The sequence below is a fragment of the Rhodococcus sp. DT1 genome (genome assembly GCF_049844875.1).
Classification (GTDB): Bacteria; Actinomycetota; Actinomycetes; order Mycobacteriales; family Mycobacteriaceae; genus Rhodococcus.
The window spans coordinates 35631-57714 of sequence record NZ_JBNCLW010000007.1; the positions used below are offsets into that span (position 1 = coordinate 35631).

At 66.3% G+C, this 22084-nt stretch carries 19 protein-coding genes and 1 pseudogene; 11 read left to right on the plus strand and 9 right to left on the minus strand.

Annotated features, from left to right (window positions below):
- Positions 1–115: 115 nt before the first annotated feature.
- The 3 genes from ACLQ3J_RS17750 to ACLQ3J_RS17760 all read left to right on the plus strand — a co-directional run bounded on the left by ACLQ3J_RS17750 (position 116) and on the right by ACLQ3J_RS17760 (position 4194).
- Positions 116–1141 carry a DoxX family protein gene (locus ACLQ3J_RS17750; RefSeq protein WP_169622972.1) on the plus strand — a complete coding sequence of 342 codons (1026 nt, stop codon included), beginning with the start codon at positions 116–118 and terminating at the stop codon, positions 1139–1141.
- A 190-nt stretch (positions 1142–1331) separates the two neighbouring features.
- On the plus strand, positions 1332–3635 hold the full coding sequence (locus ACLQ3J_RS17755; RefSeq protein ID WP_425904046.1) for a HelD family protein: 2304 nt from the start codon (positions 1332–1334) through the stop codon (positions 3633–3635).
- Between the two features lie 154 nt (positions 3636–3789).
- Positions 3790–4194, plus strand: a complete 405-nt coding sequence (locus ACLQ3J_RS17760) for a DUF732 domain-containing protein (RefSeq protein WP_378528419.1) — start codon at positions 3790–3792, stop codon at positions 4192–4194.
- A 24-nt stretch (positions 4195–4218) separates the two neighbouring features.
- Here ACLQ3J_RS17760 and ACLQ3J_RS17765 read toward each other — a convergent pair whose 3' ends face one another.
- Complete coding sequence (locus tag ACLQ3J_RS17765) at positions 4219–4671, minus strand: universal stress protein (RefSeq protein ID WP_169622971.1); 453 nt, start codon at positions 4669–4671, stop codon at positions 4219–4221.
- Positions 4672–4856: 185 nt separating this feature from the next.
- Positions 4857–7016: an excinuclease ABC subunit UvrB gene (gene uvrB, locus ACLQ3J_RS17770; protein ID WP_169622970.1), complete on the minus strand. Its 2160-nt coding sequence runs from the start codon at positions 7014–7016 to the stop codon at positions 4857–4859.
- A gap of 104 nt (positions 7017–7120) precedes the next feature.
- Between uvrB and ACLQ3J_RS17775 the strand changes: the two genes are divergently transcribed.
- Positions 7121–7630, plus strand: a complete 510-nt coding sequence (locus ACLQ3J_RS17775; RefSeq protein WP_169652895.1) for a DUF402 domain-containing protein — start codon at positions 7121–7123, stop codon at positions 7628–7630.
- Between the two features lie 18 nt (positions 7631–7648).
- Here ACLQ3J_RS17775 and ACLQ3J_RS17780 read toward each other — a convergent pair.
- Positions 7649–8228, minus strand: a pseudogene (locus ACLQ3J_RS17780) (LLM class flavin-dependent oxidoreductase); the annotation flags it as partial.
- Between the two features lie 1053 nt (positions 8229–9281).
- On the opposite strand from ACLQ3J_RS17780, the gene ACLQ3J_RS17785 reads away from it, so the two are divergent.
- Positions 9282–10298, plus strand: coding sequence for an MFS transporter (locus tag ACLQ3J_RS17785; RefSeq protein ID WP_425904047.1), 1017 nt, complete (start codon positions 9282–9284; stop codon positions 10296–10298).
- A gap of 788 nt (positions 10299–11086) precedes the next feature.
- Positions 11087–11302 carry a hypothetical protein gene (locus ACLQ3J_RS17790; protein WP_425904049.1) on the plus strand — a complete coding sequence of 72 codons (216 nt, stop codon included), beginning with the start codon at positions 11087–11089 and terminating at the stop codon, positions 11300–11302.
- A gap of 86 nt (positions 11303–11388) precedes the next feature.
- Here ACLQ3J_RS17790 and coaE read toward each other — a convergent pair whose 3' ends face one another.
- Entirely contained in the window at positions 11389–12606 is a 1218-nt protein-coding gene (coaE, locus tag ACLQ3J_RS17795) for a dephospho-CoA kinase (RefSeq protein ID WP_422423534.1), read from the minus strand.
- Between the two features lie 216 nt (positions 12607–12822).
- Between coaE and ACLQ3J_RS17800 the strand changes: the two genes are divergently transcribed.
- Positions 12823–13035: a hypothetical protein gene (locus ACLQ3J_RS17800; protein WP_296551249.1), complete on the plus strand. Its 213-nt coding sequence runs from the start codon at positions 12823–12825 to the stop codon at positions 13033–13035.
- A gap of 194 nt (positions 13036–13229) precedes the next feature.
- On the opposite strand, the gene rpsA is transcribed toward ACLQ3J_RS17800, so the two are convergent.
- Positions 13230–14690, minus strand: coding sequence for a 30S ribosomal protein S1 (gene rpsA, locus ACLQ3J_RS17805; RefSeq protein WP_072698949.1), 1461 nt, complete (start codon positions 14688–14690; stop codon positions 13230–13232).
- A gap of 232 nt (positions 14691–14922) precedes the next feature.
- Between rpsA and ACLQ3J_RS17810 the strand changes: the two genes are divergently transcribed.
- Positions 14923–15834, plus strand: coding sequence for a class I SAM-dependent methyltransferase (locus ACLQ3J_RS17810; protein ID WP_425904051.1), 912 nt, complete (start codon positions 14923–14925; stop codon positions 15832–15834).
- 17 nt (positions 15835–15851) lie between these two features.
- Here the strand turns inward: ACLQ3J_RS17810 and ACLQ3J_RS17815 are convergent, their stop codons facing one another.
- The 4 genes from ACLQ3J_RS17815 to ACLQ3J_RS17830 all read right to left on the minus strand — a co-directional run bounded on the left by ACLQ3J_RS17815 (position 15852) and on the right by ACLQ3J_RS17830 (position 19772).
- A complete protein-coding gene (locus tag ACLQ3J_RS17815) occupies positions 15852–16625 on the minus strand; it encodes an amino acid ABC transporter ATP-binding protein (RefSeq protein ID WP_169620019.1) in 774 nt (257 codons plus the stop codon).
- Entirely contained in the window at positions 16622–17590 is a 969-nt protein-coding gene (locus ACLQ3J_RS17820; protein WP_169620020.1) for an amino acid ABC transporter permease, read from the minus strand. The genes ACLQ3J_RS17815 and ACLQ3J_RS17820 overlap by 4 nt, the downstream gene beginning before the upstream one ends.
- A gap of 10 nt (positions 17591–17600) precedes the next feature.
- The gene (locus ACLQ3J_RS17825) at positions 17601–18473 is read right to left on the minus strand and encodes an ABC transporter substrate-binding protein (RefSeq protein ID WP_425904151.1); all 873 of its coding nucleotides are present in this window, start codon (positions 18471–18473) and stop codon (positions 17601–17603) included.
- Between the two features lie 171 nt (positions 18474–18644).
- Positions 18645–19772 carry an isocitrate/isopropylmalate dehydrogenase family protein gene (locus ACLQ3J_RS17830; protein ID WP_346765391.1) on the minus strand — a complete coding sequence of 376 codons (1128 nt, stop codon included), beginning with the start codon at positions 19770–19772 and terminating at the stop codon, positions 18645–18647.
- Between the two features lie 19 nt (positions 19773–19791).
- On the opposite strand from ACLQ3J_RS17830, the gene ACLQ3J_RS17835 reads away from it, so the two are divergent.
- The 3 genes from ACLQ3J_RS17835 to trxA all read left to right on the plus strand — a co-directional run bounded on the left by ACLQ3J_RS17835 (position 19792) and on the right by trxA (position 22058).
- Complete coding sequence (locus ACLQ3J_RS17835) at positions 19792–20310, plus strand: 2'-5' RNA ligase family protein (protein ID WP_169652898.1); 519 nt, start codon at positions 19792–19794, stop codon at positions 20308–20310.
- A 232-nt stretch (positions 20311–20542) separates the two neighbouring features.
- Positions 20543–21565 carry a GlxA family transcriptional regulator gene (locus ACLQ3J_RS17840; protein WP_169652899.1) on the plus strand — a complete coding sequence of 341 codons (1023 nt, stop codon included), beginning with the start codon at positions 20543–20545 and terminating at the stop codon, positions 21563–21565.
- Between the two features lie 121 nt (positions 21566–21686).
- Positions 21687–22058: a thioredoxin gene (gene trxA, locus ACLQ3J_RS17845; protein WP_169652900.1), complete on the plus strand. Its 372-nt coding sequence runs from the start codon at positions 21687–21689 to the stop codon at positions 22056–22058.
- Positions 22059–22084 lie beyond the last annotated feature (26 nt).

Here is a 22084-nt window from a genome sequence, read left to right on the forward strand (position 1 = left end):
ACTTCTGCGCGGAAAAGGACATCCCGGGCGACACTCCGGGATCCCGGGCATATTCCGGCAGCGGTGGGGGTACACGGGTTGCGGTGGCAACACACCCGACAACGGGAGGAATTACATGATCGTCCGGAGACTCGCGAGGCCGATGCTCGCGTCCATTTTCATTGCCGGGGGCGTCGACGCTCTCCGCAATCCCGCTCCGCGGGCGAACGCGGCTCAGCCCGCGTTGGATCAGGCGGTGAATGTCCTGCCCGCCTCGGTCACCGATCGGCTCCCGAGCAACCCCGAGACGCTGATCCAGCTCAACGCCGCCGTGCAGATCGGTGCCGGCGCGCTCTTCGCGCTCGGTAAGGCACCTCGACTCTCGGCACTCGCCCTCGCAGGTTCGCTCATACCGACCACCGCCGTCGGACACGACTTCTGGAACGCTCAGGATGCGGAAACCCGTTCCAAGCAGCGCACCGAGTTCATCAAGAGTGTCAGCCTGCTGGGCGGGCTCCTCATCGCCGCGGTGGACACCGAAGGCAAACCGTCGCTCGGATGGCGAGGCCGCCGCGCGGCGCGGCACGCCCAGGCTTCCGTGGCAGCGGCTCTCCCCCTCGCGGCTTCCTCCGATCGCGGCACTGCGGAGGCCTTCAGCAACGTCGCCGATCGCGTGAAGTCCCTGACCGGTGACGCAGCCGAACACGGCGGTCATCTGCTCGATGTCGCCAAGGAACGTGGTCCCGTCCTCGCCGAGGTGGCGAAGGAACGCGGCACCGACTTCCTCGAGGTTGCGCGTGATCGTGGCCCCGTACTCGCAGAACGCGCACGGGAGCGCGGCACCGGCCTGATCGACATCGCGAAGGAACGCGGCCCCGTGTTCGCGGACACCGCACGCGAGCGCGGCACCGAACTGCTCGACGTCGCGAAGGAACGCGGCCCCGAGATCGCCGAGGTCGCCCGTGTACGCGGCACCAAGTTCCTGGACACCGCCCGTGATCGCAGCAGCGAGTGGGCACAGCTTGCAGACGAGCGTTCGGCGGTGCTCAACGCCAAGGCGCTCAAGGCCGCTGAGAAGGCACGGATCAGCGCCGAGAAGGCCCGCAAGCAGGCAGAAAAGACCATCGAGAAGAATCGTAAGGCGCTCGAGAAGAAGCGGTAAGACCGCCTCGAGACGAGCACAGCGAGCGGAGTGATCGGCTTCCGCGGCAGGCACGTGGATCCACCCGGATCCGCGTGCCTGCGCTTTGTCTCCGGGTGTTCCTCGACGCCCCCGGCGATCCGACTAGACTTCTCGGGCACTTCCGTCGACGCCCCCACGCGTTCGATCTGTCCCTATCCGAGGAGTTCATGTGCCGGCCGATGGCGCGTCCCACCCAGACCTCGAGCCTGAGCAGGCCTACGTCTCGATGCTCTACCGGCACCTCGACGACCTGCGCGACTACGCGAAGACGAGGCTGACCCGCGTGCTCCGGGAGTCGGGGGGCACCCCGCAGGCACGCTCCGAACGTGAGTCGTTCACCCAGATGTATACCGAGGATCTCGCGAAGTACGACGCCGCGGAACACGGCCTGTGCTTCGGGCGGATCGACGTGCGGGACGACGAGGTCGACAACGACGGGGGCCTCGACAGCCGATACATCGGGCGCATCGGAATTCTGGACGAAGACAACGACTACGAGTCGCTTCTCCTCGACTGGCGGGCACCGCAGGCGCGGCCTTTCTATCTCGCCACGCCGGCAACACCCGACGGCGTGGTGCTGCGTCGCCACATCCGCAGTCGTGGACGTTCGGTGACCGCCCTGAACGACGAATACCTCGATCTCGACGCCGCGCAGGAGCACTCCGACACCCCGGCTGCAGGCGGAGTCGCCGGCGAGTCCGCCCTGCTGGCGGCCCTCAACGCCGCCCGCACCGGGCAGATGCACGACATCGTGGCCACCATCCAGGCCCAGCAGGACGCGATCATCCGCTCCGAGCACCGAAGCGTGCTCGTGGTGCAAGGCGGGCCGGGAACGGGCAAGACTGCGGTGGCGCTGCACCGCGCCGCATACCTGCTCTACACGTACCGGAAGCAACTCGCGAAGAGCGGCGTGCTCATCATCGGCCCGAATTCCACCTTCCTCGACTACATCGGTCAGGTGCTGCCCTCCCTCGGTGAGACGGGCGTGCTGCTGTCCACCATCGGCGACCTGTATCCGGGTGTGAAGGCCACGCTGGACGACAGCCGCGAGGCCGGTGAACTCAAGGGGTCGTCGGCCATGGTCGACATCCTCAAGAAGGCGGTGCGGGACCGGCAGGAAGTCCCGAGTTCCCCGGTGCCCGTCTCGTTCGACACCTACCGCCTCATGCTCGACCGGAAATCTGTCTCGCGTGCACGCGGCCGGGCGCGCTCGTCGCGTCGGCCACACAATCTGGCTCGTCCGATTTTCGTGTCCGCGGTCATCGAAGCGCTCGCAGACCAGCTCGCCTCCATCATCGGTACCGACCTGGTCAACGGCGGAAACCTGCTCAGCCGCGACGACATCGACGACATCCGGTCGGAGATGCGGGCGGACCGGGACATCGTCTCCGCGATCGACGCCTTGTGGCCGGAACTGACCCCGCAGCAGGTGCTCACGGATCTGCTCGGCTCACGGGAACGTCTTGCCTCGGCCGCTCCGCACTTCTCGGAAGACCAGATCGAGGCTCTCTACCGCCCGGACGGTGCAGGACGTTTCAGCGCCGCCGATGCCCCGTTGCTCGACGAGATCGCCGAACTGCTCGGGGTCGACGACGCGGCGGAACGAGAACGCACGTCCCGTAGGTGGCGCAGGCAGATCGCCGATGCCCAAGGCGCACTCGACATCCTCACCGGTTCCGCACCGCAGGATCTCGAGGACGACCTCGACCCCGAACTGCTCATGGCGTACGACCTGATCGACGCGTCCCAGCTTGCGGAGCGCCAGGACCACCGGGACCACGAGACCACCGCGGAACGTGCTGCCGGTGATCGGACCTGGACCTACGGGCACGTGATCGTCGACGAAGCGCAGGAACTGTCGGAGATGGCGTGGCGGGCGCTGATGCGCCGAATCCCGAACCGGTGGATGACCCTCGTGGGCGACACCGCCCAGACCGGTGATCCGGCGGGCAGCACGTCGTGGCAGCGGGTCCTCGAGCCGTATGTCGCGAACCGGTGGAAGAAGGCCGAACTCACCGTCAACTACCGGACACCGGCAGAGATCATGCGGGTCGCGCACGCGGTGCTCGCGGAGATCGACCCCGAGCAACTCCCGCCGGAGTCGGTGCGCGAATCCGGCTACGAACCCTGGGCACGTTCGGTGGAGGCCGACAGCTTGGTCGACGCGGTGCGCAGTGCACTGGACGAGGAGTCGGGACCGGGCACGACGGCGGTTCTGGTACCTGCCCGCCTGGTGGCGGAGTGGGCGCACCTCGCCTCACCGTCGGTGACGGTCGCTGCCGTCAAGGACGTCAAGGGCCTCGAGTTCGACGCCGTCCTGCTGGTGGAGCCGTCCGAGATAGTGTCGGAATCTCCCCGCGGCATGAACGACCTCTATGTCGCGCTGACCCGGGCGACCCAGAGACTCGGCGTGCTGCACACCACCCCGCTCCCCCGGGTGCTCGACGGACTCGCCGCCCAGGCCCGGTGTTGAGCGGGGGCCGTCTCGAGGTAGCGGTGTGGAAGCAGCACGCCGTGGATCGGAACGATTCCGTTATGCCGGGAAGGTACGGTCCTGTGCACGGTGCCGTACGCCACGGCACCGCCGACAGAAACGTCCGGTTCGTCGACGGTGTGAGGTGAGGGTGATGGGACGGGGACGGTGGCCGATCGGCGCCGCGGCTCGGGTTCTGCTCGCCGGCGCGGCAGTGCTCGCGGCTGCCGCATGCTCGGCCGGCACAGCCGACCCCGTCGAGGCGGTGGAGACACCCACCGCCACGGCCGCGGCCGAGCCACCGGTACTGGACGCGCGCGCGACACGCATGAAGGAGACGCTGGACGAAGCGGGACTGGTCGCAGATGTTCCGGACGAGACCCTGCTCGCGGTCGCGCGCGGACTGTGCGACCAGCTCGCAGCCGGAATGCCGGAGGAACGCATCCTGGAGACAGCGCGGCCGATCGCGTCGTACGCCGCGGCGGCGACGCATACGACGGTGCCGGGCGACGATGCCGCCCGGCACTATGTCGAGATCACGCGCGAGACCTACTGCTGACTCCCGCGCGTTCGCGGAACTCTGTCAGCGGACGGTGTGCACGACCAGCACGTCGGAGGTCGCTTTCCGGGCCACGTCCGACGGCACCGAGCCGAGGAGCCTGCCGGTGAGGGTGTTCAGTCCGCGGTTACCGATCACGATGAGATCCGCCTCGACCTCTGCGACGAGGGCGAGGAGGGATTCCACGGGCGAACCGACGACGGGCCGTTCGACGATGTTCTTCGCGCCCGCCACGGTGGCCTTTTCCCGTGCCGTGCGGAGGATTTCGTAGGTCGGTGCGGATCCGGTGACCTGGTAGGCCTCGTCGCGCAACACGTCTGCGGCGTGTGCGGTGTCCTTGGGATCGGCCGGGTAGTACGCACAGGCGATCACCAACTTGGCGCCGGCGTCTCCCGCGAGGGCAGCTGCCTTCTCCACCGCCTTGTACGACGATTCCGAACCGTCCGTCCCGACGACAATGGTCCGGTAGGCGCTCATTCGTTCCTCCATCGTGTTCCGGTCACCGGCGCGTGCCGCCGATGGTGCCGGTGGAAGAAATGCGAACCCTCCCCCCGGCGCTGGCGTAGACAGTATCGGGACACCGGGGCGCATGGGGGATTTGGGTCCCACGCCACAGGGACGCGTCCCGGACCCTCGCGGCCGCCGGGAGCGGTTATCCGGATCTACTTCAGACCGGCGGCGTCCATCCCCCGCAATTCCTTCTTGAGATCGGCGATCTCGTCGCGGAGCCGACCCGCCAGCTCGAACTGCAGATCGCGTGCGGCCTGCATCATCTGGTCGGTGAGTTGCTGCACGAGGTCGGCCAATTCGGCGCGCGGCATCGTCGTGGTGTCGCGACCTTCGACAACACCGGAACTCGTCGCGCGTCCCGACTCGCCCTGGGCGCGACGTCCGCGCGAGGCATTGCGGCCCGATCCGCCCACCTCGATGGCTTCGGTGTCCTCAGCTTCCTGATACACCTGGTCCATGATGTTGGCGATCTTCTTGCGCAACGGCTGCGGGTCGAGGCCGTGCTCCTTATTGTAAGCGATCTGCTTCTCGCGCCGGCGGTCCGTCTCGTCGATGGCGCGCGCCATCGAGTCGGTGATCTTGTCGGCGTACATGTGCACTTCGCCGGAGACGTTGCGCGCCGCGCGCCCGATGGTCTGAATCAGCGACGTGCTCGAGCGGAGGAACCCCTCCTTGTCGGCGTCCAGGATCGCCACCAGCGACACCTCGGGGAGGTCGAGACCCTCACGGAGCAGGTTGATGCCCACGAGCACGTCGTACTCGCCCAGACGCAACTGCCGGAGCAGTTCGACGCGGCGCAACGTGTCGATGTCGGAGTGCAGGTACCGCACCCGGATACCGAGTTCGAGCAGGTAGTCGGTGAGGTCCTCGGCCATCTTCTTCGTCAGCGTCGTGACGAGCACACGTTCGTCGCGCTCGGCCCGCTCCCGGATCTCGTGGATGAGGTCGTCGATCTGGCCCTTGGTGGGCTTGACGACGACCTTCGGGTCCACCAGGCCGGTCGGGCGGATCACCTGTTCGACGAATTCGCCGCCGGTCCGTCCGAGTTCGTACGGTCCGGGCGTCGCCGACAGGTAGACGGTCTGGCCGATTCGAGACGCGAACTCCTCCCAGGTGAGCGGCCGGTTGTCGACGGCCGAGGGCAGGCGGAAACCGAATTCGACAAGGTTGCGCTTGCGCGACATGTCGCCTTCGTACATCGCGCCGATCTGCGGCACCGTGACGTGGGACTCGTCGATGACGAGGAGGAAGTCTTCCGGGAAGTAGTCGATCAGCGTCGCGGGTGCGGTGCCGGCGGGCCGGCCGTCGATGTGCCGCGAGTAATTCTCGATGCCGGAGCAGAATCCGACCTGCCGGATCATCTCGAGATCGTACTGCGTGCGCATCCGCAGCCGCTGCGCCTCCAGAAGCTTGCCACGATTCTCGAGATCGGCGAGACGCTCCTCGAGTTCGGCTTCGATGTCCTTGACCGCGCGTTCCATCCGCTCGGGTCCGGCCACGTAGTGCGTCGCGGGGAAGATCCGCAACGAATCGACCTTGCGGACGACGTCGCCGGTCAGCGGGTGCAGGTAGTACAGGGCCTCGATCTCGTCGCCGAAGAACTCGATGCGGACCGCGAGTTCCTCGTAGGCAGGGATGATGTCGACGGTGTCGCCCTTCACACGGAACGAGCCGCGGGTGAACGCGAGGTCGTTGCGGTTGTACTGCACGTCGACGAGCAGGCGGAGCAGGGCGTCGCGCGGAACTTCGAGGCCGACCTCGAGCTGGATCGAGCGGTCGAGGTAGGACTGCGGGGTGCCGAGGCCGTAGATGCAGGACACCGAGGCGACCACCACGACGTCGCGGCGGGAGAGCAGCGACGAACTGGCCGAGTGACGCAACCGCTCGACGTCGTCGTTGATCGACGAGTCCTTCTCGATGTAGGTGTCGGTCTGCGCGATGTACGCCTCGGGCTGGTAGTAGTCGTAGTACGACACGAAGTACTCGACCGCATTGTTGGGCAGCATCTCCCGCAGCTCGTTGGCGAGCTGCGCGGCGAGAGTCTTGTTGGGTGCCATCACGAGGGTGGGACGTTGCAGCCGCTCGATGAGCCACGCGGTGGTAGCGGACTTGCCGGTACCCGTGGCACCGAGCAGGACGACGTCTTTCTCCCCCGCCTTCAGCCTGCGCTCGAGTTCGTCGATCGCGGCGGGCTGGTCGCCGGCGGGTTCGTATTCGCTGACGACCTCGAACGGGGCGTCGGTGCGTTCGATCTCCCCCACCGGACGGAACTCGGAATGGGCGACTACAGGATGCTCACTTGCGAACGCCATGTTTCCAGGGTAATTGCTCCCACCGACACGTGCGGCGCGCCGCCGAGCCCGCCGCTCCCCGCCAGGCGCAACGCCCGTTCCCGCGCGGACGGTAACGTGCGGTCATGACGCCGCACCTTCACCCCGTCAAAGAGGAACGTTTCGATGTTCCCGCGCAGACCAACACCGACCCCAAGGGCAATGTGCGGCCGGTCGACGTGTACCGGGTCGAGCCGTGGGGGCTGTACATGGCGCGGCCGGCGGACCACCACGAGTTCGGGTACGTGGAGTCCTGGCTGCTGCCGTCCCGGCATCTGCGCGTGACGATCTTCCATTACCGACCCGGGCACGAGCGCGACCTGGATCGGTACGTCGATGTGGGCGAGTACTGGCGAGACGGTGACGTGTGGCATTCGCGCGACCACTACCTCGATCTTCTCGTCCGCACCGGCCGTGGCACCGCGGTAGAAGATGTCGACGAACTGTTCGCCGCCGTCGCCGCGGGTCTGCTCGACACGGACGACGCCGAACTGGCCGTCCTGCGCGCGTTCGAAGCGGTCGACGGCATCGCCGCCCACGGTCACGACGTCGACGCGTGGCTGAGCTCGGTCGGGCTGCCGATCAGCTGGCAGTGACGCCCGCCGCTCCCCTGCTCATTCCCGGGCTCCGGCCCCGCTCGCAGCCGGAGCGACGAGCCGGTGCGGCGACCCGGGGCCTTCGGCGGCGAGCGACGCGTGGGTGGGCGGGTCGGACGGCACATGCGCGGGACGCCGTCGTTCGAACTCGGTACGGAGCACCGGGACGACCTCGCGACCGAGGATTTCGATCTGCTCGAGCACCACGTCGAGCGGCAGACCGGCGTGATCCATGAGGAACAGCTGACGCTGGTAGTCACCCGCGTAGTCGGCGAAGCCGAGAGTGCGCTCGACGACCTGTTCGGGGGTGCCCACGGTCAGCGGGGTCGTCGCGGAGAATTCCTCGAGGGACGGGCCGTGGCCGTACACCGGCGCGTTGTCGAAATACGGACGGAAGATGCGCCTGGCCTCGGCTTCGGTGTCCGCCATGAATACCTGGCCGCCGAGTCCGACGACGGCCTGCTCGGCCGCGCCGTGCCCGTACTGCTCGAAGCGGTTCCGGTACAGGGTGATCCTCTGCCGGGGTGTGTTCCTTGTTCCAGGAGCCGTCGCCGTAGAACGCTGGCTGTTCAGCGATTCCAGGCCACCGAGAACTACCACCTGCTCCGGCGCCTATGTCGCGAGAGAAGGTCGTCGACTGGGAAGACAAGTTCCGAACCCCGCTGCGGTTAGTGACGCGTCACCGGTTACGAGTTGGGGCGAACCGTCGGGGACATCGGCTTTCCGGTGCCCGACGTCGAGTACGTCGTTGAGGAGTCCAGCGGACAGTCCCGTCCGCGTGTGGTGGTCGATCATCACTAAGGCCTTCGCGAGTGAACGTCGCGGCGATCAGCGGCCCGGACGGAGCCGGTACAACTTCCAACGAGAGAATCGGCAAAGGACGGTGCTGGCTCATCGGTTCTCGGTGGAGCTGGTGGACGGGCCTCTCGAAATCGAACGTTGTGTGCGAGCACAAGTGCAAGGACCAGTGTGCGTTCGGGTCAGTACCAGCCAACTCGTGAATTCCACCCACGGCGAGAATTTGCGATACGCGGTCGCGAATGGGGAGACTTTCTGGCCGTTTGCTCGCTACTCAACGGTCAAGGCCGCTCCCATTACGAGCGGTCTCTTGCGATCCGTGAGGCACTGCGACACGGGTGCGACGAAGACGCGGTGTTTCGCGCCAAGACCAATCCAGGCGACTGGCAAGAGACACACTGGCAAGGGGTACTGTTTTGATGTCGGATTCCACGATCGAGAAACGACCGAGGACAATCGTGAGCGAGCGGTTGCACGTGGACAAGTAGTCGTACGACATGACGAAGCATCTGCACCGCCCGAGCGCGCGCGACCTCGAAGTGATCGCGCGGGACCGACACCTCCTTCGCCCGTGTACCGACCGGATCGACACGGCAGCTTCCCTGATGAGTCTTACTCACGTAAATTTCGCGGGGTGATGACAAGACCGGTCGGGCCAGCAATTCTATACGGAATGTTCGCAGCCAACAGTCTCGCAAACGGAATATGGATTGCACTGTGGGCAGTTTACTTTGTCTCTGTTGCAGACGTGAGCCCAGCCGTTGTTTCTACGGTCTCCCTCTTCGGCGGGGTTGCGGGCATGGCTCTTGCATATCCCGTGGGATCACTTGGAGACCGCGTCGATGACCGCTAATTGCTAGCTCTGTTATTAACGCTGCGGGGTATCGCCGCCCTCCTTGTGTCGCTTTCGAGTAGCACGGTCCTGCTACTCGCAGCACTGTTTATTACGCTTGGCCTTCAATCCGCCCAAACAGGCCTATCGACTAGCATCGTCGCGACTCGCGTGGATCCCATGAGCAGAGTGAACTCGCTCTCATGGATCCGGACTCTGCAACATGTGCTCTACGCCCTAACAGCTGTCGCCGCATCTCTTGTTCTCGCCTCCGGCGCTGAGATCTTTTTCCGGATTGCTTTGGCTATTGGCGGCACCATGCTGTTCGCGGGAGCACTTATGTGCACTCGGATAAGCCGCCGGTCAGCTGTGACCTCGTCGCGAGCGGACCGTCGGATCGGTGGCTCGACAGCCGTAAAAGACCGGGCGTTCCTGCTAATGATGCTGGGGTCGAGTCTTCTCATGCTGTGCTGGCCGGTTCTCACTGTCGGATTGCCGTTGTGGATTACCGAATCAACTGTAGCCCCGCCCGCAATGGCGGGAGTTTGTTTGGCGATCAGCGCGATTATCATTATAATTATCCAGATCCCCGTAGGAAATAAAGTCGTGACATTGAAGCACGGCAGATACGTAAACCTGGCCGGATCCATTTTTCTATCCGTAGTATGTGCGGGATTTGTGATCGCAGGCGAAACGGAGTCGACCCGCGTCGCTGTCGCAATAATTCTCGGCCTTACTTTGCTCCACGCTTTGGCCGAAGTTTTGGTCGTAACTTCAAAATGGTATTTTTCTACCAGCATGATGAATGATGACCACGCGGGCGGATATCAATCGATCGCCGCGATTGGAGACGGACTGGCAGTAGCAGTTGGTCCGGCCATCATGATTGCTCTTGTCGGAACGGGTAATACGGGCTGGTGCCTTTTAGGGTTGACGTTCTTCATTGTTGGTGTCTTTCAAGCGATTTACTCTCGGAGAATACTTGTACGTACCGCCGAGCGCGCAGGCCCGTCGATGGCTCCGAAGCCAGAAGCTTGAGGGCTGCATATGATGCGGCGTTGTGACCAAGCAATTCGGCTCGCGTTGGTGGCGGTCGAGTACCTCCTTGCGCTGATCCGCGCCTGGCCCGGCACCGGCTCGCTACGAGTTCGTCTCGCGTACATTGCACCGACCCCCTAATCGGGAGATGTATGCGGTGTGGCGATGCGGTGTGGCGATGCAGTGCCAGGCCAACCCAACCATCCATGCACTGCGGGCAGCGCTTCCGACGACGCCCTACGCCTCACGGTCGAAACAACAGATCGCACACTCACCGCTCGATAGATCAGCCCGCCCGCAGAGGCGAACATCCCGCCCAGTGGGCGGACTGTTGATAATGGATCACATCGTGCCGACTTCGGTCGAGGACCGACCGCGGCCGCGCCTCACCCGTCCGGTAACAACTCGCAGTGGCGGAAAGTCACGCTGTCGAGCCTGTTGGGCACCACCATCGAGTACTACGACTTCCTGCTGTACAGCACCATGGCCGCGTTGGTCTTCGGGAAGCTGTTTTTCCCTCGTCGAGCCCGGCAGTATCGACGATCGCCGCGTTCGGGACGCTGGCGGTCGGCTACGTCGCACGGCCCTTGGGGGGTTTGGTATTCGGCCGGCGGACGGTGAGCCTCACCGGCGCGGCTGTGGCCGTGCTGTATGCGTTCCCTTGTATTCGATGATCGACGCCGGTTCGGTTGCGGTGCTGACCGTCGCGCTGATGCTCGGGCAGGTGGTGCAGTCCGCGATGTACGCGCCCCCCCCCGCCGATGCTCTCTGAGATGTTTGGAACGAACGTGCGATATACCGGGGTGTCGTTCGGTTACCAGTTCGCCAGCCTGATCGGCGCAGGCTTTACCCCGATGATCGCTGCGAGCCTGCTGGTTGCCTTCGACGGCTCGAGTGTGCCGCTGAGCCTCCTACTCGCGGCGACCGCCGGAACCACCATCCTCGCCGCGTGGAGCGCGTCGGAAACGAGCGGAAAGAACCTGGAAACCAGCAAGATGGAGTAGAGCTCACGACGGACCCGGTGGGTAGGCCCTGTTGTGCACGGTCTACCCACTGCAAAGGAAAGCCGACACCGGAGAAGGGCGTCCGGCTATGCGCTCCAGCCGGTGTCCTGCGCCCATGCCCACGCGCGATGGTAGGCGCGGTCGAACCAGGGCGACTTCGCCTCGCTGTACGCCACGGCCGACTCCAACGGATCACCGAATGCCGACGCCGCGTCTGCTGCGGCACGTTTGACGTCGGCGTATTCCGCGGCCGCTTCCGCGTCGGCACGCAGCCAATCGCGTAGCAGCAGCGCGAACTGCTGCCCGGGCCAGCCGTCGACGCGCACCGCGACCCGCGCGGGCTGCCCAGGATCGGCGCTTCCGTGCAACCGCATCGCCCACAACGCAGGGTCCGTCTCGCCGCCCGCGCCGTACGAGGGCTTCGGCTGGTCGTGATCGACCTGCTCGATACGAGGGAAACCTGCGACGGCCAGCGGCTCGGCGAGCGCGTCGGCGGCAGCGAGATCCGGCACCGTGACCTGCAGATCGAGCGCGTCGACTGCGTCGAGCCCTGGCACTGCGGTAGATCCCACGTGGTCGATGCGCAGCGCGCTGCCGCCACAGGCCACGGCGAGCCGGGCGATCAGTCGTTGCGCTGACCGATCCCATTCGGGGCGTGCCGGAACGAGTACCGGCGCCGCTGTCACCGCGGTGCGGGTGCGCACGTTCCGTTCGAACGGCACCAGACGGTCTGTCCACAGCGCCCGTACCCGGCTCACCACATCGTCCGGCTCGCCGGTGTTGTCGAGCCAGACATCGGCCACCACGCGCCGCTGCTCTTCCGTGGCCTGCGCCGCGATCCGGGCACGAGCGTCGGACTCGGGCATTCCCCGTAGCTCCACCAGCCGGCGGAGTCGCTCGTCCTCCCCCGCGTGCACGACGGCCACCAGATGGAAGATCGGGGCCATTCCACCTTCGACGAGCAACGGGATGTCCTGTACGACGACTGCATCCTCCGGTGCCGCAGCAACGAGTTCGGCCGTGCGTGCGCCGACGCGCGGGTGGGTGATGGCGTTAAGGACGGCGCGTGCGTCGTCGGTGGCGAACGCTTTGGCCGCGAGCGCGGGACGGTCCAGCGAGCCGTCCGGCCGGAGAATGTCCTCTCCGAACGCGTCGACGAGTTCGGCGAGACCTTCCGAGCCCGGCTCGACGATCTCGCGCGCGATCGCGTCGGCGTCGACGAGCACCGCCCCGAGATTCACGAGTTCCTTGGCGACAGTGGACTTACCCGCGCCGATACCTCCGGTCAACCCCATTCGCAGCACGCCGACCAGTGTCGCACCACACAGCCGGGCACCGTGAGTCGACCCGCCGCTGTCACGGCACAGTCACGGCACGGTCACAAGCTGGTCGCGACCGCGGCCTTCCTGGGGAAACACGGCCTTTCACCTGCGGTAAATGACCGGCAGGGCTCTTCGCGTCCGATATCGTCTTGGCGAAGCGTCCGACTCCGGTTATCCCGTTCATCGAGAAGGCAGGCTATGAGTTCCTCCCCCTCACCTTCCGGTCGACATCGCCTCGGTATGGAACACGGTGTTCACTGCGTCCTCATTCCCGAGGTGGCCGCCGCGCTCGCCGAGCATCGGCGCAACTGGTTCACCACGCTGCTGAGCAATGCGCGGCACAGTCACGCCGCGATGCGTAAGCGCGCGGCCGCACTTCCCGCGCAGTGGGCCACCCCCGCCGTGGGCTGATCCCGCACGGGCCGGACCGCTACGGTCACACACCACAACGGCGACCCCTCCCGACAGGAGGTGGTCGCCGTCGTCGTCCGAGCCCGGGAGCGCCGCATGACGCACCGACGCAACCGGCACCGAACGCAGAAAAGCGGAAGACCCCGCACCGAATCGGTGCGGGGTCTTCCGTCGATCAGAGTCGATCAGATCTGTCAGGCGTTGCCGGACAGCTTCTCGCGCAGTGCAGCGAGCTGAGCATCGCTGGCCAGCGAGCCACCGGTCTGCTCGGCGGGCTCTTCGGCATCCGTCTCGGACGAGTAGTTGCTGCTGGACACGCCGGCAGCAGCTTCGGCAGCCTCGTCGGCAGCCATCTTCTCGATCTGAGCGGTGTGCATCTTGTGACGACGCTCGGCCTCCGCGTAGCGGGACTCCCACTCCTCACGCTGCTTCTCGTAACCCTCGAGCCATTCGTTGGTCTCGGGATCGAAGCCCTCGGGGAAGATGTAGTTGCCCTGCTCGTCGTAGCTGTCGGCCATGCCGTACTTCGACGGGTCGAACTCGGCCGTGTAGTCCTCGTTCGCCTGCTTCAGCGACAGCGAGATACGACGACGCTCGAGGTCGATGTCGATGACCTTGACCATCGCGTCGTCGCCGACTGCGACAACCTGGTCCGGGACCTCCACGTGGCGCTCGGCCAGCTCGGAGATGTGCACGAGGCCTTCGATTCCCTCTTCGACGCGCACGAACGCACCGAACGGAACCAGCTTCGTGACCTTGCCCGGGACGATCTGGCCGATCGCGTGGGTCCGGGCGAACTGACGCCACGGATCTTCCTGCGTCGCCTTGAGCGAGAGGGACACGCGCTCGCGGTCCAGGTCGACGTCGAGAACCTCGACGGTGACCTCGGTGCCGACCTCGACAACCTCGGACGGGTGATCGATGTGCTTCCAGGACAGCTCGGAGACGTGCACGAGGCCGTCGACACCGCCGAGATCGACGAAGGCGCCGAAGTTGACGATGGAGGACACGACGCCCTTGCGGACCTGGCCCTTCTGGAGCTGGTGCAGGAACTCGCTGCGGACCTCGGACTGGGTCTGCTCGAGCCATGCACGGCGCGACAGGACCACGTTGTTGCGGTTCTTGTCGAGCTCGATGATCTTGGCCTCGATCTCCTTGCCGACGTACGGCTGGAGGTCGCGGACGCGACGCATCTCGACGAGCGACGCGGGCAGGAAGCCACGCAGGCCGATGTCGAGGATCAGGCCGCCCTTGACGACCTCGATGACGGTGCCCTTGACGGCCTCGTCCTTCTCCTTGAGCTCCTCGATCGTGCCCCAGGCGCGCTCGTACTGCGCACGCTTCTTGGACAGGATCAGACGGCCTTCCTTGTCCTCCTTGGTGAGGACCAGAGCCTCGACCTCATCGCCCACGGACACGACCTCGTTGGGGTCGACGTCGTGCTTGATGGAGAGCTCACGGGAGGGGATGACGCCTTCGGTCTTGTAACCGATGTCGAGCAGCACCTCGTCGCGGTCGACCTTGACGATCGTGCCTTCGACGATGTCGCCATCGTTGAAGTACTTGATCGTGGCGTCGATGGCGGCGAGGAAATCCTCGGCGGAGCCGATGTCGTTTACGGCTACCTGCGGCGAGGTGACGGTGGTGGAGGCCATGTGTTGAGTTGCTCCGGACGGGTTGATAGTCGGTTGATGGAACTTCGGTCGGGCATGCGAATCGGGCACTGCGATGAAGCGGTGATCGAATCACGGCGAGCGTCCCCGTCCGACCGATGAAGCCGAGCAGCGGACACTCGCGACCACCAGGCTACGCGTCCGCAGGGGAGCTGGGCAAACCAGGACGCCCCACCCGCGTGCCCGCCCCCGCGAGACCTTTACGCTCGGATCCATGCCCAGCCCCGAAAACTCCTCCGGCACAGCACCTCACCAGTCCCAGCTGTCACCCGAGGAACGGCACGCATCCGCGAACGCGCTCCTCGGCACCGCCAAGGTCGGGCGCCTCCGGCTCGGCTCCCGCGACAGCGAGCGCGCAAGCAGGGCGTGGTGGGACGCCGACGCCGAGGACTACCACCGCACGCACGGCGAGTTCCTCGGCGTCGACTCGGCCGCCGGTGAGTTCGTCTGGTGCCCCGAAGGACTCCACGAGGGCGACGTCCATCTGCTCGGCGACATCGCGGGGCGGGATGTGCTCGAGATCGGTTGCGGGTCCGCTCCGTGCGCGCGGTGGCTGGCCGAGCACGGCGCACACCCCGTCGGACTCGACATCTCGATGGCGATGCTCGAGCGCGGCCTGGCCGCGATGGACGCCACGGACACACCCCGGGAGCGTCGCGTTCCGCTCGTGCAGGCCGGCGCCGAGAATCTCCCGTTCGCGGACGGGAGCTTCGACGTGGTGTGTTCGGCCTTCGGGGCCGTGCCCTTCGTCGCGGATTCGGCGCAGGTCATGCGGGAGGTCGCGAGGGTGCTGCGACCGGGAGGCCGCTGGGTGTTCTCCGTCAATCACCCGATGCGGTGGATCTTCCAGGACGACCCGACCGAAAAGGGACTGGTCGCGATGTTCCCCTACTTCGATCGCACGCCCTATGTAGAACTCGACGACGCCGGCACCGCCACCTACGTCGAACACCACCGCACCATCGGCGACCGGGTGCGCGAACTCGTCGGCGCAGGACTCGAGGTCTACGACATCATCGAACCCGAGTGGCCCGAGCATCTCGACCGCGAGTGGGGACAGTGGAGCCCTCTGCGTGGCGAGTACTTCCCGGGCACCGCGATCTTCTGCAGCCGCAAACCGAGCTGAACCGGGCTCCGGCGCGGCTACAGCAGGCGTGACAGGAACCCGCGGGTGCGCTCGTGCTGCGGGTTCGACAGCACCTCACGCGGATTGCCGGCTTCGACGACGACACCGCCGTCCATGAACACGAGTTCGTCGGCGACCTCGCGCGCGAAACCCATCTCGTGGGTGACCACGACCATCGTCATTCCGCCGGCAGCGAGATCCCGCATCACGGCAAGGACCTCACCCACCAGTTCAGGATCGAGCGCCGAGGTGGGCTCGTCGAAGAGCATGAGCTTGGGGTCCATCGCGAGGGCACGGGCAATGGCGACGCGCTGCTGCTGGCCACCCGACAACTGCGCCGGGTACGCGTCGGCCTTGTCGGACAGGCCCACGCGGGCAAGGAGTTCACGCGCACGCTCCACCGCCTCCGCGCGCTTGACCTTCTTCACCAGCATCGGAGCCTCGATGATGTTCTCGAGCGCCGTGCGGTGCGGGAACAGATTGAAGTGCTGGAAGACCATGCCGATCTCGCGGCGCTGCCGGGCGGCGACCTTGGGCGAAAGCTCGTGGAGCTTGGAGCCGCGTTCGGCGTAACCGACGAGGTCACCGTCGACATAGAGGCGCCCGGCGTCGACGCGTTCGAGGTGGTTGATGCACCGCAGGAAGGTGGACTTGCCGGACCCGGACGGGCCGATCATGCATGCGACCTGACCGCGTCCCACCTCGAGAGAGATGCCTTTGAGCACCTTGACGGCCCCGAAGTTCTTGCATACGCGGTCCGCGCGAACCATCGGCGTTTCGGTCGAGGTCATGCGAGCCCACCTCCGGGGTGCTTCGGGGTCTTCGGCGCGGCGGCCGGCGTGTCCTGTGCGTCGGCGAGGGCCTGCAACTGGCGGTTCGTCAACTGGCGGCTCAGCCCCTTCGAGTAGTGCCGTTCGATGAAGTATTGGCCCACCATCAGCACGCTGGTGATAGCGAGATACCAGGTCGCCGCGACGAGCAGCAGCGGAATGGGCTGGAAGTTCGCGCCCGAGATGTCTCGCGCTCGGCCGTACAACTCGAGGCTGTAGGGCACCGCCGCCACGAGCGACGTGGTCTTGAGCATGCTGATCAGTTCGTTGCCCGTCGGCGGGATGATCACCCGCATGGCCTGGGGCAGCACGGTGCGCCGGATGGTCTGGGACCAGGACATCCCGAGCGCAGTCGACGCCTCGACCTGCCCTTCCGGAACCGATCCGATGCCGGCGCGCACGATCTCCGCCATATAGGCGGCTTCGTTGAGGGCGAGACCGACGACGGCGAACAGGAATGCGGCGTTGAGCCCTTGGACGTCGATGTGGACGAACTGGTGCACGAACGGGATGCCGAGATCGATCTGCTTGTAGATCGAGGGAAACAGGCCCCAGAGGACGAGTTGCACGTAGACCGGGGTGCCACGGAAGACCCAGAGATACAGCCACGACACCGACTTGAGCACCGGGTTCGGCGACAGTCGCATCACGGCGAGGAGGACACCGAGCAGCACCGCGATCAGCATCGCGAGTGCCGTCAACTGCACCGTCTTCCACGCGGCTGCGGTGATGCGGCTGTCGAAGAGGTACTGGCCGTACACATCCCAGCGGTAGGCCTCGTTGGTGGCCGCGCCCCACAGGAACAGGCCCAGCCCGATCAGCACCAGTGCCCCGGAGATCCAGCGTCCGGGGTGCCGGAGAGGAACCGCCTGGATCGGTTCCGGTTCGGTCGCAGGCGCACCGCTCGGATGCGTGTGCTCGCTCATCGGTTCCCTCTCAGCTCGTTGCCGCATTGATCTGCGACGTGGTGATCGCCCCGACCGACATGTTCCAGCGCTCGAGGATCTCGGCGTAGACACCGGTGTCGATGAGGTACTGGACGCCCTGTTGCAGTACGGGGCCCAGCGGTGATCCCTTCGCGACGACGAAGCCGTACGGCGCCGCGTCGAACAGCGGTCCCGCCGCCTCGAGTCGGTCCTCGCTGCGGGCGATGACGTACGCGGTGACCGGTGAGTCGGCGGACAGGGCGTCGACGCGTCCGAGGATGAGCGCGTTCGCCGCTTCGTCCTGGCTGTCGTACTTGACCTTGTCGATCGGCGGGAGCCCTGCGGCGGCACACGCCTCGTTCTTCGCGGGGATTTCTTCGATGTCCTCGACCGTGTTGGTCTGCACCGCGACACGCATCCCGCAGGCGTTGTCGGGATCGACGTGCTCGCCGGTCCGTTGTGCCCACTGCACCCCGGCGTTGTAGTAGGTCACGAAGTCGACCGTTTCCTCACGTTCCAGCGTGTCGGTGAACGACGAGGAACCCAGATCGAAGGTGCGGGCCTGCACCGCCGGGATGATCCGGTCGAAGTCGGCCTCGTTGAAGACTGTCTGCACGCCCAGCACGTCGCCGAGCGCCTGCACGAGTTCGACACCGAAGCCGACGATCGTGCCGTCGTCGTCCCGGAACTCGTTCGGGGCGTAGGGCACGTTGACGCCGATCTGGAGGTCGGGGTCGGAGGCCCAGTCGGGAAGCTGGGACGCGATGCTGTCGACGCGTTCGGCGCGGACGCGGTCGCCCGCGGGCACGGTCGATTCCGAGTTGACGACACACCCCGTCGTGACACACAGCACCGCGAACAGGGATACACACGCTGCCGCGATGCCTCGACCGCGGCGCGTTCCGCTCGCCTTGCGTCCGGAATGTCCGGTGCTTTCGGTGGGATGTGTGTCGCCGGTGTGCCCCCTGCCGTGGGTGCGCACTGCTTCTTTCACAGAGAAACAGTATCCACTCCGGTGCCCGTGCGGCCGAATCCCGCGCCGATCGCTCCGGGGTCAGAGGTCGCGCACGCGCGCGATCAGGGCATCGGTGAACTCGGCGGTCGACGCCGTGCCGCCGAGGTCGGCGGTGGCGATTCCGGAGCCGACCGTCGCGTCCACGGCAGCGTCGATCCTGCGCGCAGCTGCGGCGAAGGAAGGATCGGATGTGTCGCCGATCCGGTCGAGAAGCATTGCCGCAGAAGATATCAGCGCGATGGGATTGGCCCGGCCGAGACCGGCGATGTCGGGCGCGGCACCGTGTGACGCCTGCGCCATCGTTCTGGTGCCCGAGGCGTTGACCGACGCCGCGGTGCCGAGCGAACCCGACAACTCGGCGGTCAGATCGGAGAGGATGTCGCCGAACATGTTTTCGGTCACGATGACGTCGTACCGGTCGCCGTGCCGGACCAGCAGCGCTGCCATCGCGTCGACGTGGGCGTCGTCGACCTGCACGCTCGGATAGTCGCGGCCTACTTCGCGGCACACGTCCCGGAACAGTCCCGTGGTCATCGACAGCACATTTGCCTTGTGGACGATGGTGACGCGGCCGCGGCGCTTCGACGCGAGGTCGAACGCGGTCCGGGCGATCCGCTCACACGCAGCCCGTGTGACGACACCCACGGCAAGGGCGACGTCGGGGGTCGGCATGAATTCACCGCTTCCGACCGCCATGTTGCGGTCCGCGTAGAAGCCCTCCGTGTTCTCACGGACCACCACCAGGTCCATCGCCGGTGAGACCGCCCGCACGCCGGCGAGTGTGCGCGCGGGCCGGATGTTGGCATAGAGGTCGAAGTGCTTGCGGATGCGTCCGCCGGGAGTCAGTTGTCTCCGGTACGGCTCCGGGTACGACGCACTGTCGTGCGGACCCAGGATCCACGCGTCTAGGCCCTCGAGCGCGTCGAGCGTCTCCTCGGGCAAGGGCGTGCCGTGCGTGTCGATCGCCTCGGCCCCGATCGGCAGCGGGACCCACTCCACCCCGATTCCTCCGGCCGCGGCGACCGCCGCATCCACGACCTCCCGCGTTGCCGGGACGATCTCGTGGCCGATGCCGTCGCCTTCGAGAAGGCCGATGCGGTGTGGACCTGTTCCGGGGAGCGCTGCCGGTCGTGTCGCGTCGCGGGGCGTTGCGGTCTGGTCGGTCACCCGGTCATCATTGCTCACCATGGTGCAGTCGGTGGAACTGCTGCTCGACGACCGCCTCGACGCGGCGGTGCGTGACGAGTGGACACGCATGCTCGACGGGGGAATCGACAGTCAGGGCCGTGTCCGCTCCCCGACCAATCGCCCGCACGTGACCCTGTTCGTCTCGGCCGAGATCCCGGCCGAGGTCGAGGACGCCGTACGCGCGACCCTCACCGACACTCCCCTGCCTGTGCGGCTCGGGGGTGCCATCGTGTTCGGCGATCGGCACGCGACCCTCGCGCGCCTGGTCGTACCGTCGTCCGCGCTCCTCGATCTGCATGCGCGGATCTACGAACTGCTGAAAGTGTGCCCCGGGATACCGGCACACATCCGGCCCGGCGAGTGGACCCCGCACGTGACCCTGGCCCGGCGGGTTCCTGCCGATCGCATCGGAGCGGCCCTCGTCGCGGCACATATCGGGGGCCACGACCTGAGCGGGACGAGTGCCGGGATCCGCCGGTGGGACGGCGCAGCCAAGCGCGAATGGCGTCTGGTCTGACCGCGTACCCGGAGGGTGCTCAGAACGTGTAGTCGCCGAATTGCGTTGTCTCCAAGTGGGTATCGGGCGTCCTCCCGAGGAGCGCGAGCACGTCCAGGACCAGCAACACGGCCAGGAACAGAATCAGCAGCGAGATCATGGTTACCAGCGTCGCCCTCGTCCACCCGCCACAACAGTGGCAGAAAAGACATGATTACTCGCTTTCCTGCCACCCAGGGTGCAGACTGACGTCATGGCCGACAAACTCGAGACAGTGGTGGTCCCGGTCCTGCCCCGGACCGAGATGTTCGAACTCGGTGTCGCGTGCGAGGTCTTCGGATTCGACCGATCCGACGACGGCCTGCCCACCTACGATTTCTCGCTGATCGCCGGGAGCCCGACTCCGTCCCGGACCCGCTTCGGGTTCACGGTCGACGCGCCCTACGACCTGACGAAGATCGACGAAGCCGATCTGGTGGTGCTTCCCGCCGGCGGCACGGACATGGCCTCCCTCGACGATCCGTCCTTCCTCTGCGGGAAGGGTGCCGACGCATCCGAACTCGAACCGCTGTTCGAGCGTCTCCGCGCGGCAGTCGACCGCGGTGCCCGCGTTGCGAGCCTGTGCACCGGAGCGTTCCTCCTGGGTGCGGCGGGGCTTCTCGACGGCCGGCGCTGCACGACCCACTGGCGACATGCCGAGCGACTCGCCCGGATGTACCCCGAGGCGCGGGTCGACCCCAATGTCCTCTACGTCGACGACGGCTCGGTGCTCACCAGCGCGGGCACCGCAGCCGGCATCGATCTGTGCCTGCACATCGTGCGCACGGTGCAGGGCTCCCACGTCGCCAACTCCATCGCCCGGCGCATGGTCGTTCCCCCGCACCGCGACGGCGGCCAAGCGCAGTACGTCGCGATGCCGCTGCCGGAATGCGAATCCGAGGCTCTGGCCCCGCTCCTCGACTGGATGACCGAGAATCTGGGCCTCGACCTGCCCGTTCCGGCGCTCGCCGCGCGGGTGCACATGTCGCCGCGGACCTTCGCGCGGCGTTTCGCCGCCGAGACCGGCACCACTCCGGCACGGTGGTTGCGCGACCAGCGCGTTCTCGCTGCCCAGCGACTTCTCGAGCACAGCGACCTCCCGGTCGACGTGGTGGCGGACCGCGTCGGGTTCGGTACCGCCGCGGTGCTCCGGCAGCATTTCCTGCGGCTTCGGCAGACCACGCCCCAGGCTTATCGGCGTGCGTTCCGAGCAGCCGAAGCGGTACCGGTGTCCTGACCACCGGGCCCGATCGACGGGCCGAGCACGCCGCACGGGCGGAACCACTCGCGTAGCGTGGCGGGAAGAAAACGAGACGTCCGGATGTTGGAACCGTCGATACGCCGACGAAAGGATTTCCGTGGCAACCCAAGCTCTCACGCAGCAGAACTTCGATGAGGTCGTCACCAGTAACGACATCGTGCTCGTCGACTTCTGGGCCGATTGGTGCGGCCCGTGCAAGCAGTTCGCCCCGACCTTCGAGGCATCGTCCGAGGAGCACCCCGACGTGGTGCACGCCAAGGTCGACACCGAGGCCGAGCAGGGCATCGCGGCAGCGGCGAACATCAGGTCGATCCCGACGATCATGGCCTTCCGGGAAGGCATTCTCGTCTACAACCAGGCCGGTGCCCTTCCCCCGGCTGCCCTCTCCGATCTCGTGAGCCAGGTCAAGGCACTCGATATGGAAGATGTGCGCAAGCAGATCGCGGAAGCGCAGAACGCCCAGAACTGACCGACCCGGACCACGGTCCGTCGCGG

What these genes read in the sequence shown, in the direction of transcription:
- ACLQ3J_RS17750 (WP_169622972.1), top strand. Translation starts at nt 116, where the DNA reads ATGATCGTCCGGAGACTCGCGAGGCCGATGCTCGCGTCCATTTTCATT.
- ACLQ3J_RS17760 (WP_378528419.1), top strand. Translation starts at nt 3,790, where the DNA reads ATGGGACGGGGACGGTGGCCGATCGGCGCCGCGGCTCGGGTTCTGCTC.
- ACLQ3J_RS17765 (WP_169622971.1), bottom strand. Translation starts at nt 4,671, where the DNA reads ATGAGCGCCTACCGGACCATTGTCGTCGGGACGGACGGTTCGGAATCG.
- uvrB (WP_169622970.1), bottom strand. Translation starts at nt 7,016, where the DNA reads ATGGCGTTCGCAAGTGAGCATCCTGTAGTCGCCCATTCCGAGTTCCGT.
- ACLQ3J_RS17775 (WP_169652895.1), top strand. Translation starts at nt 7,121, where the DNA reads ATGACGCCGCACCTTCACCCCGTCAAAGAGGAACGTTTCGATGTTCCC.
- ACLQ3J_RS17800 (WP_296551249.1), top strand. Translation starts at nt 12,823, where the DNA reads ATGAGTTCCTCCCCCTCACCTTCCGGTCGACATCGCCTCGGTATGGAA.
- rpsA (WP_072698949.1), bottom strand. Translation starts at nt 14,690, where the DNA reads ATGGCCTCCACCACCGTCACCTCGCCGCAGGTAGCCGTAAACGACATC.
- ACLQ3J_RS17810 (WP_425904051.1), top strand. Translation starts at nt 14,923, where the DNA reads ATGCCCAGCCCCGAAAACTCCTCCGGCACAGCACCTCACCAGTCCCAG.
- ACLQ3J_RS17815 (WP_169620019.1), bottom strand. Translation starts at nt 16,625, where the DNA reads ATGACCTCGACCGAAACGCCGATGGTTCGCGCGGACCGCGTATGCAAG.
- ACLQ3J_RS17820 (WP_169620020.1), bottom strand. Translation starts at nt 17,590, where the DNA reads ATGAGCGAGCACACGCATCCGAGCGGTGCGCCTGCGACCGAACCGGAA.
- ACLQ3J_RS17835 (WP_169652898.1), top strand. Translation starts at nt 19,792, where the DNA reads ATGGTGCAGTCGGTGGAACTGCTGCTCGACGACCGCCTCGACGCGGCG.
- ACLQ3J_RS17840 (WP_169652899.1), top strand. Translation starts at nt 20,543, where the DNA reads ATGGCCGACAAACTCGAGACAGTGGTGGTCCCGGTCCTGCCCCGGACC.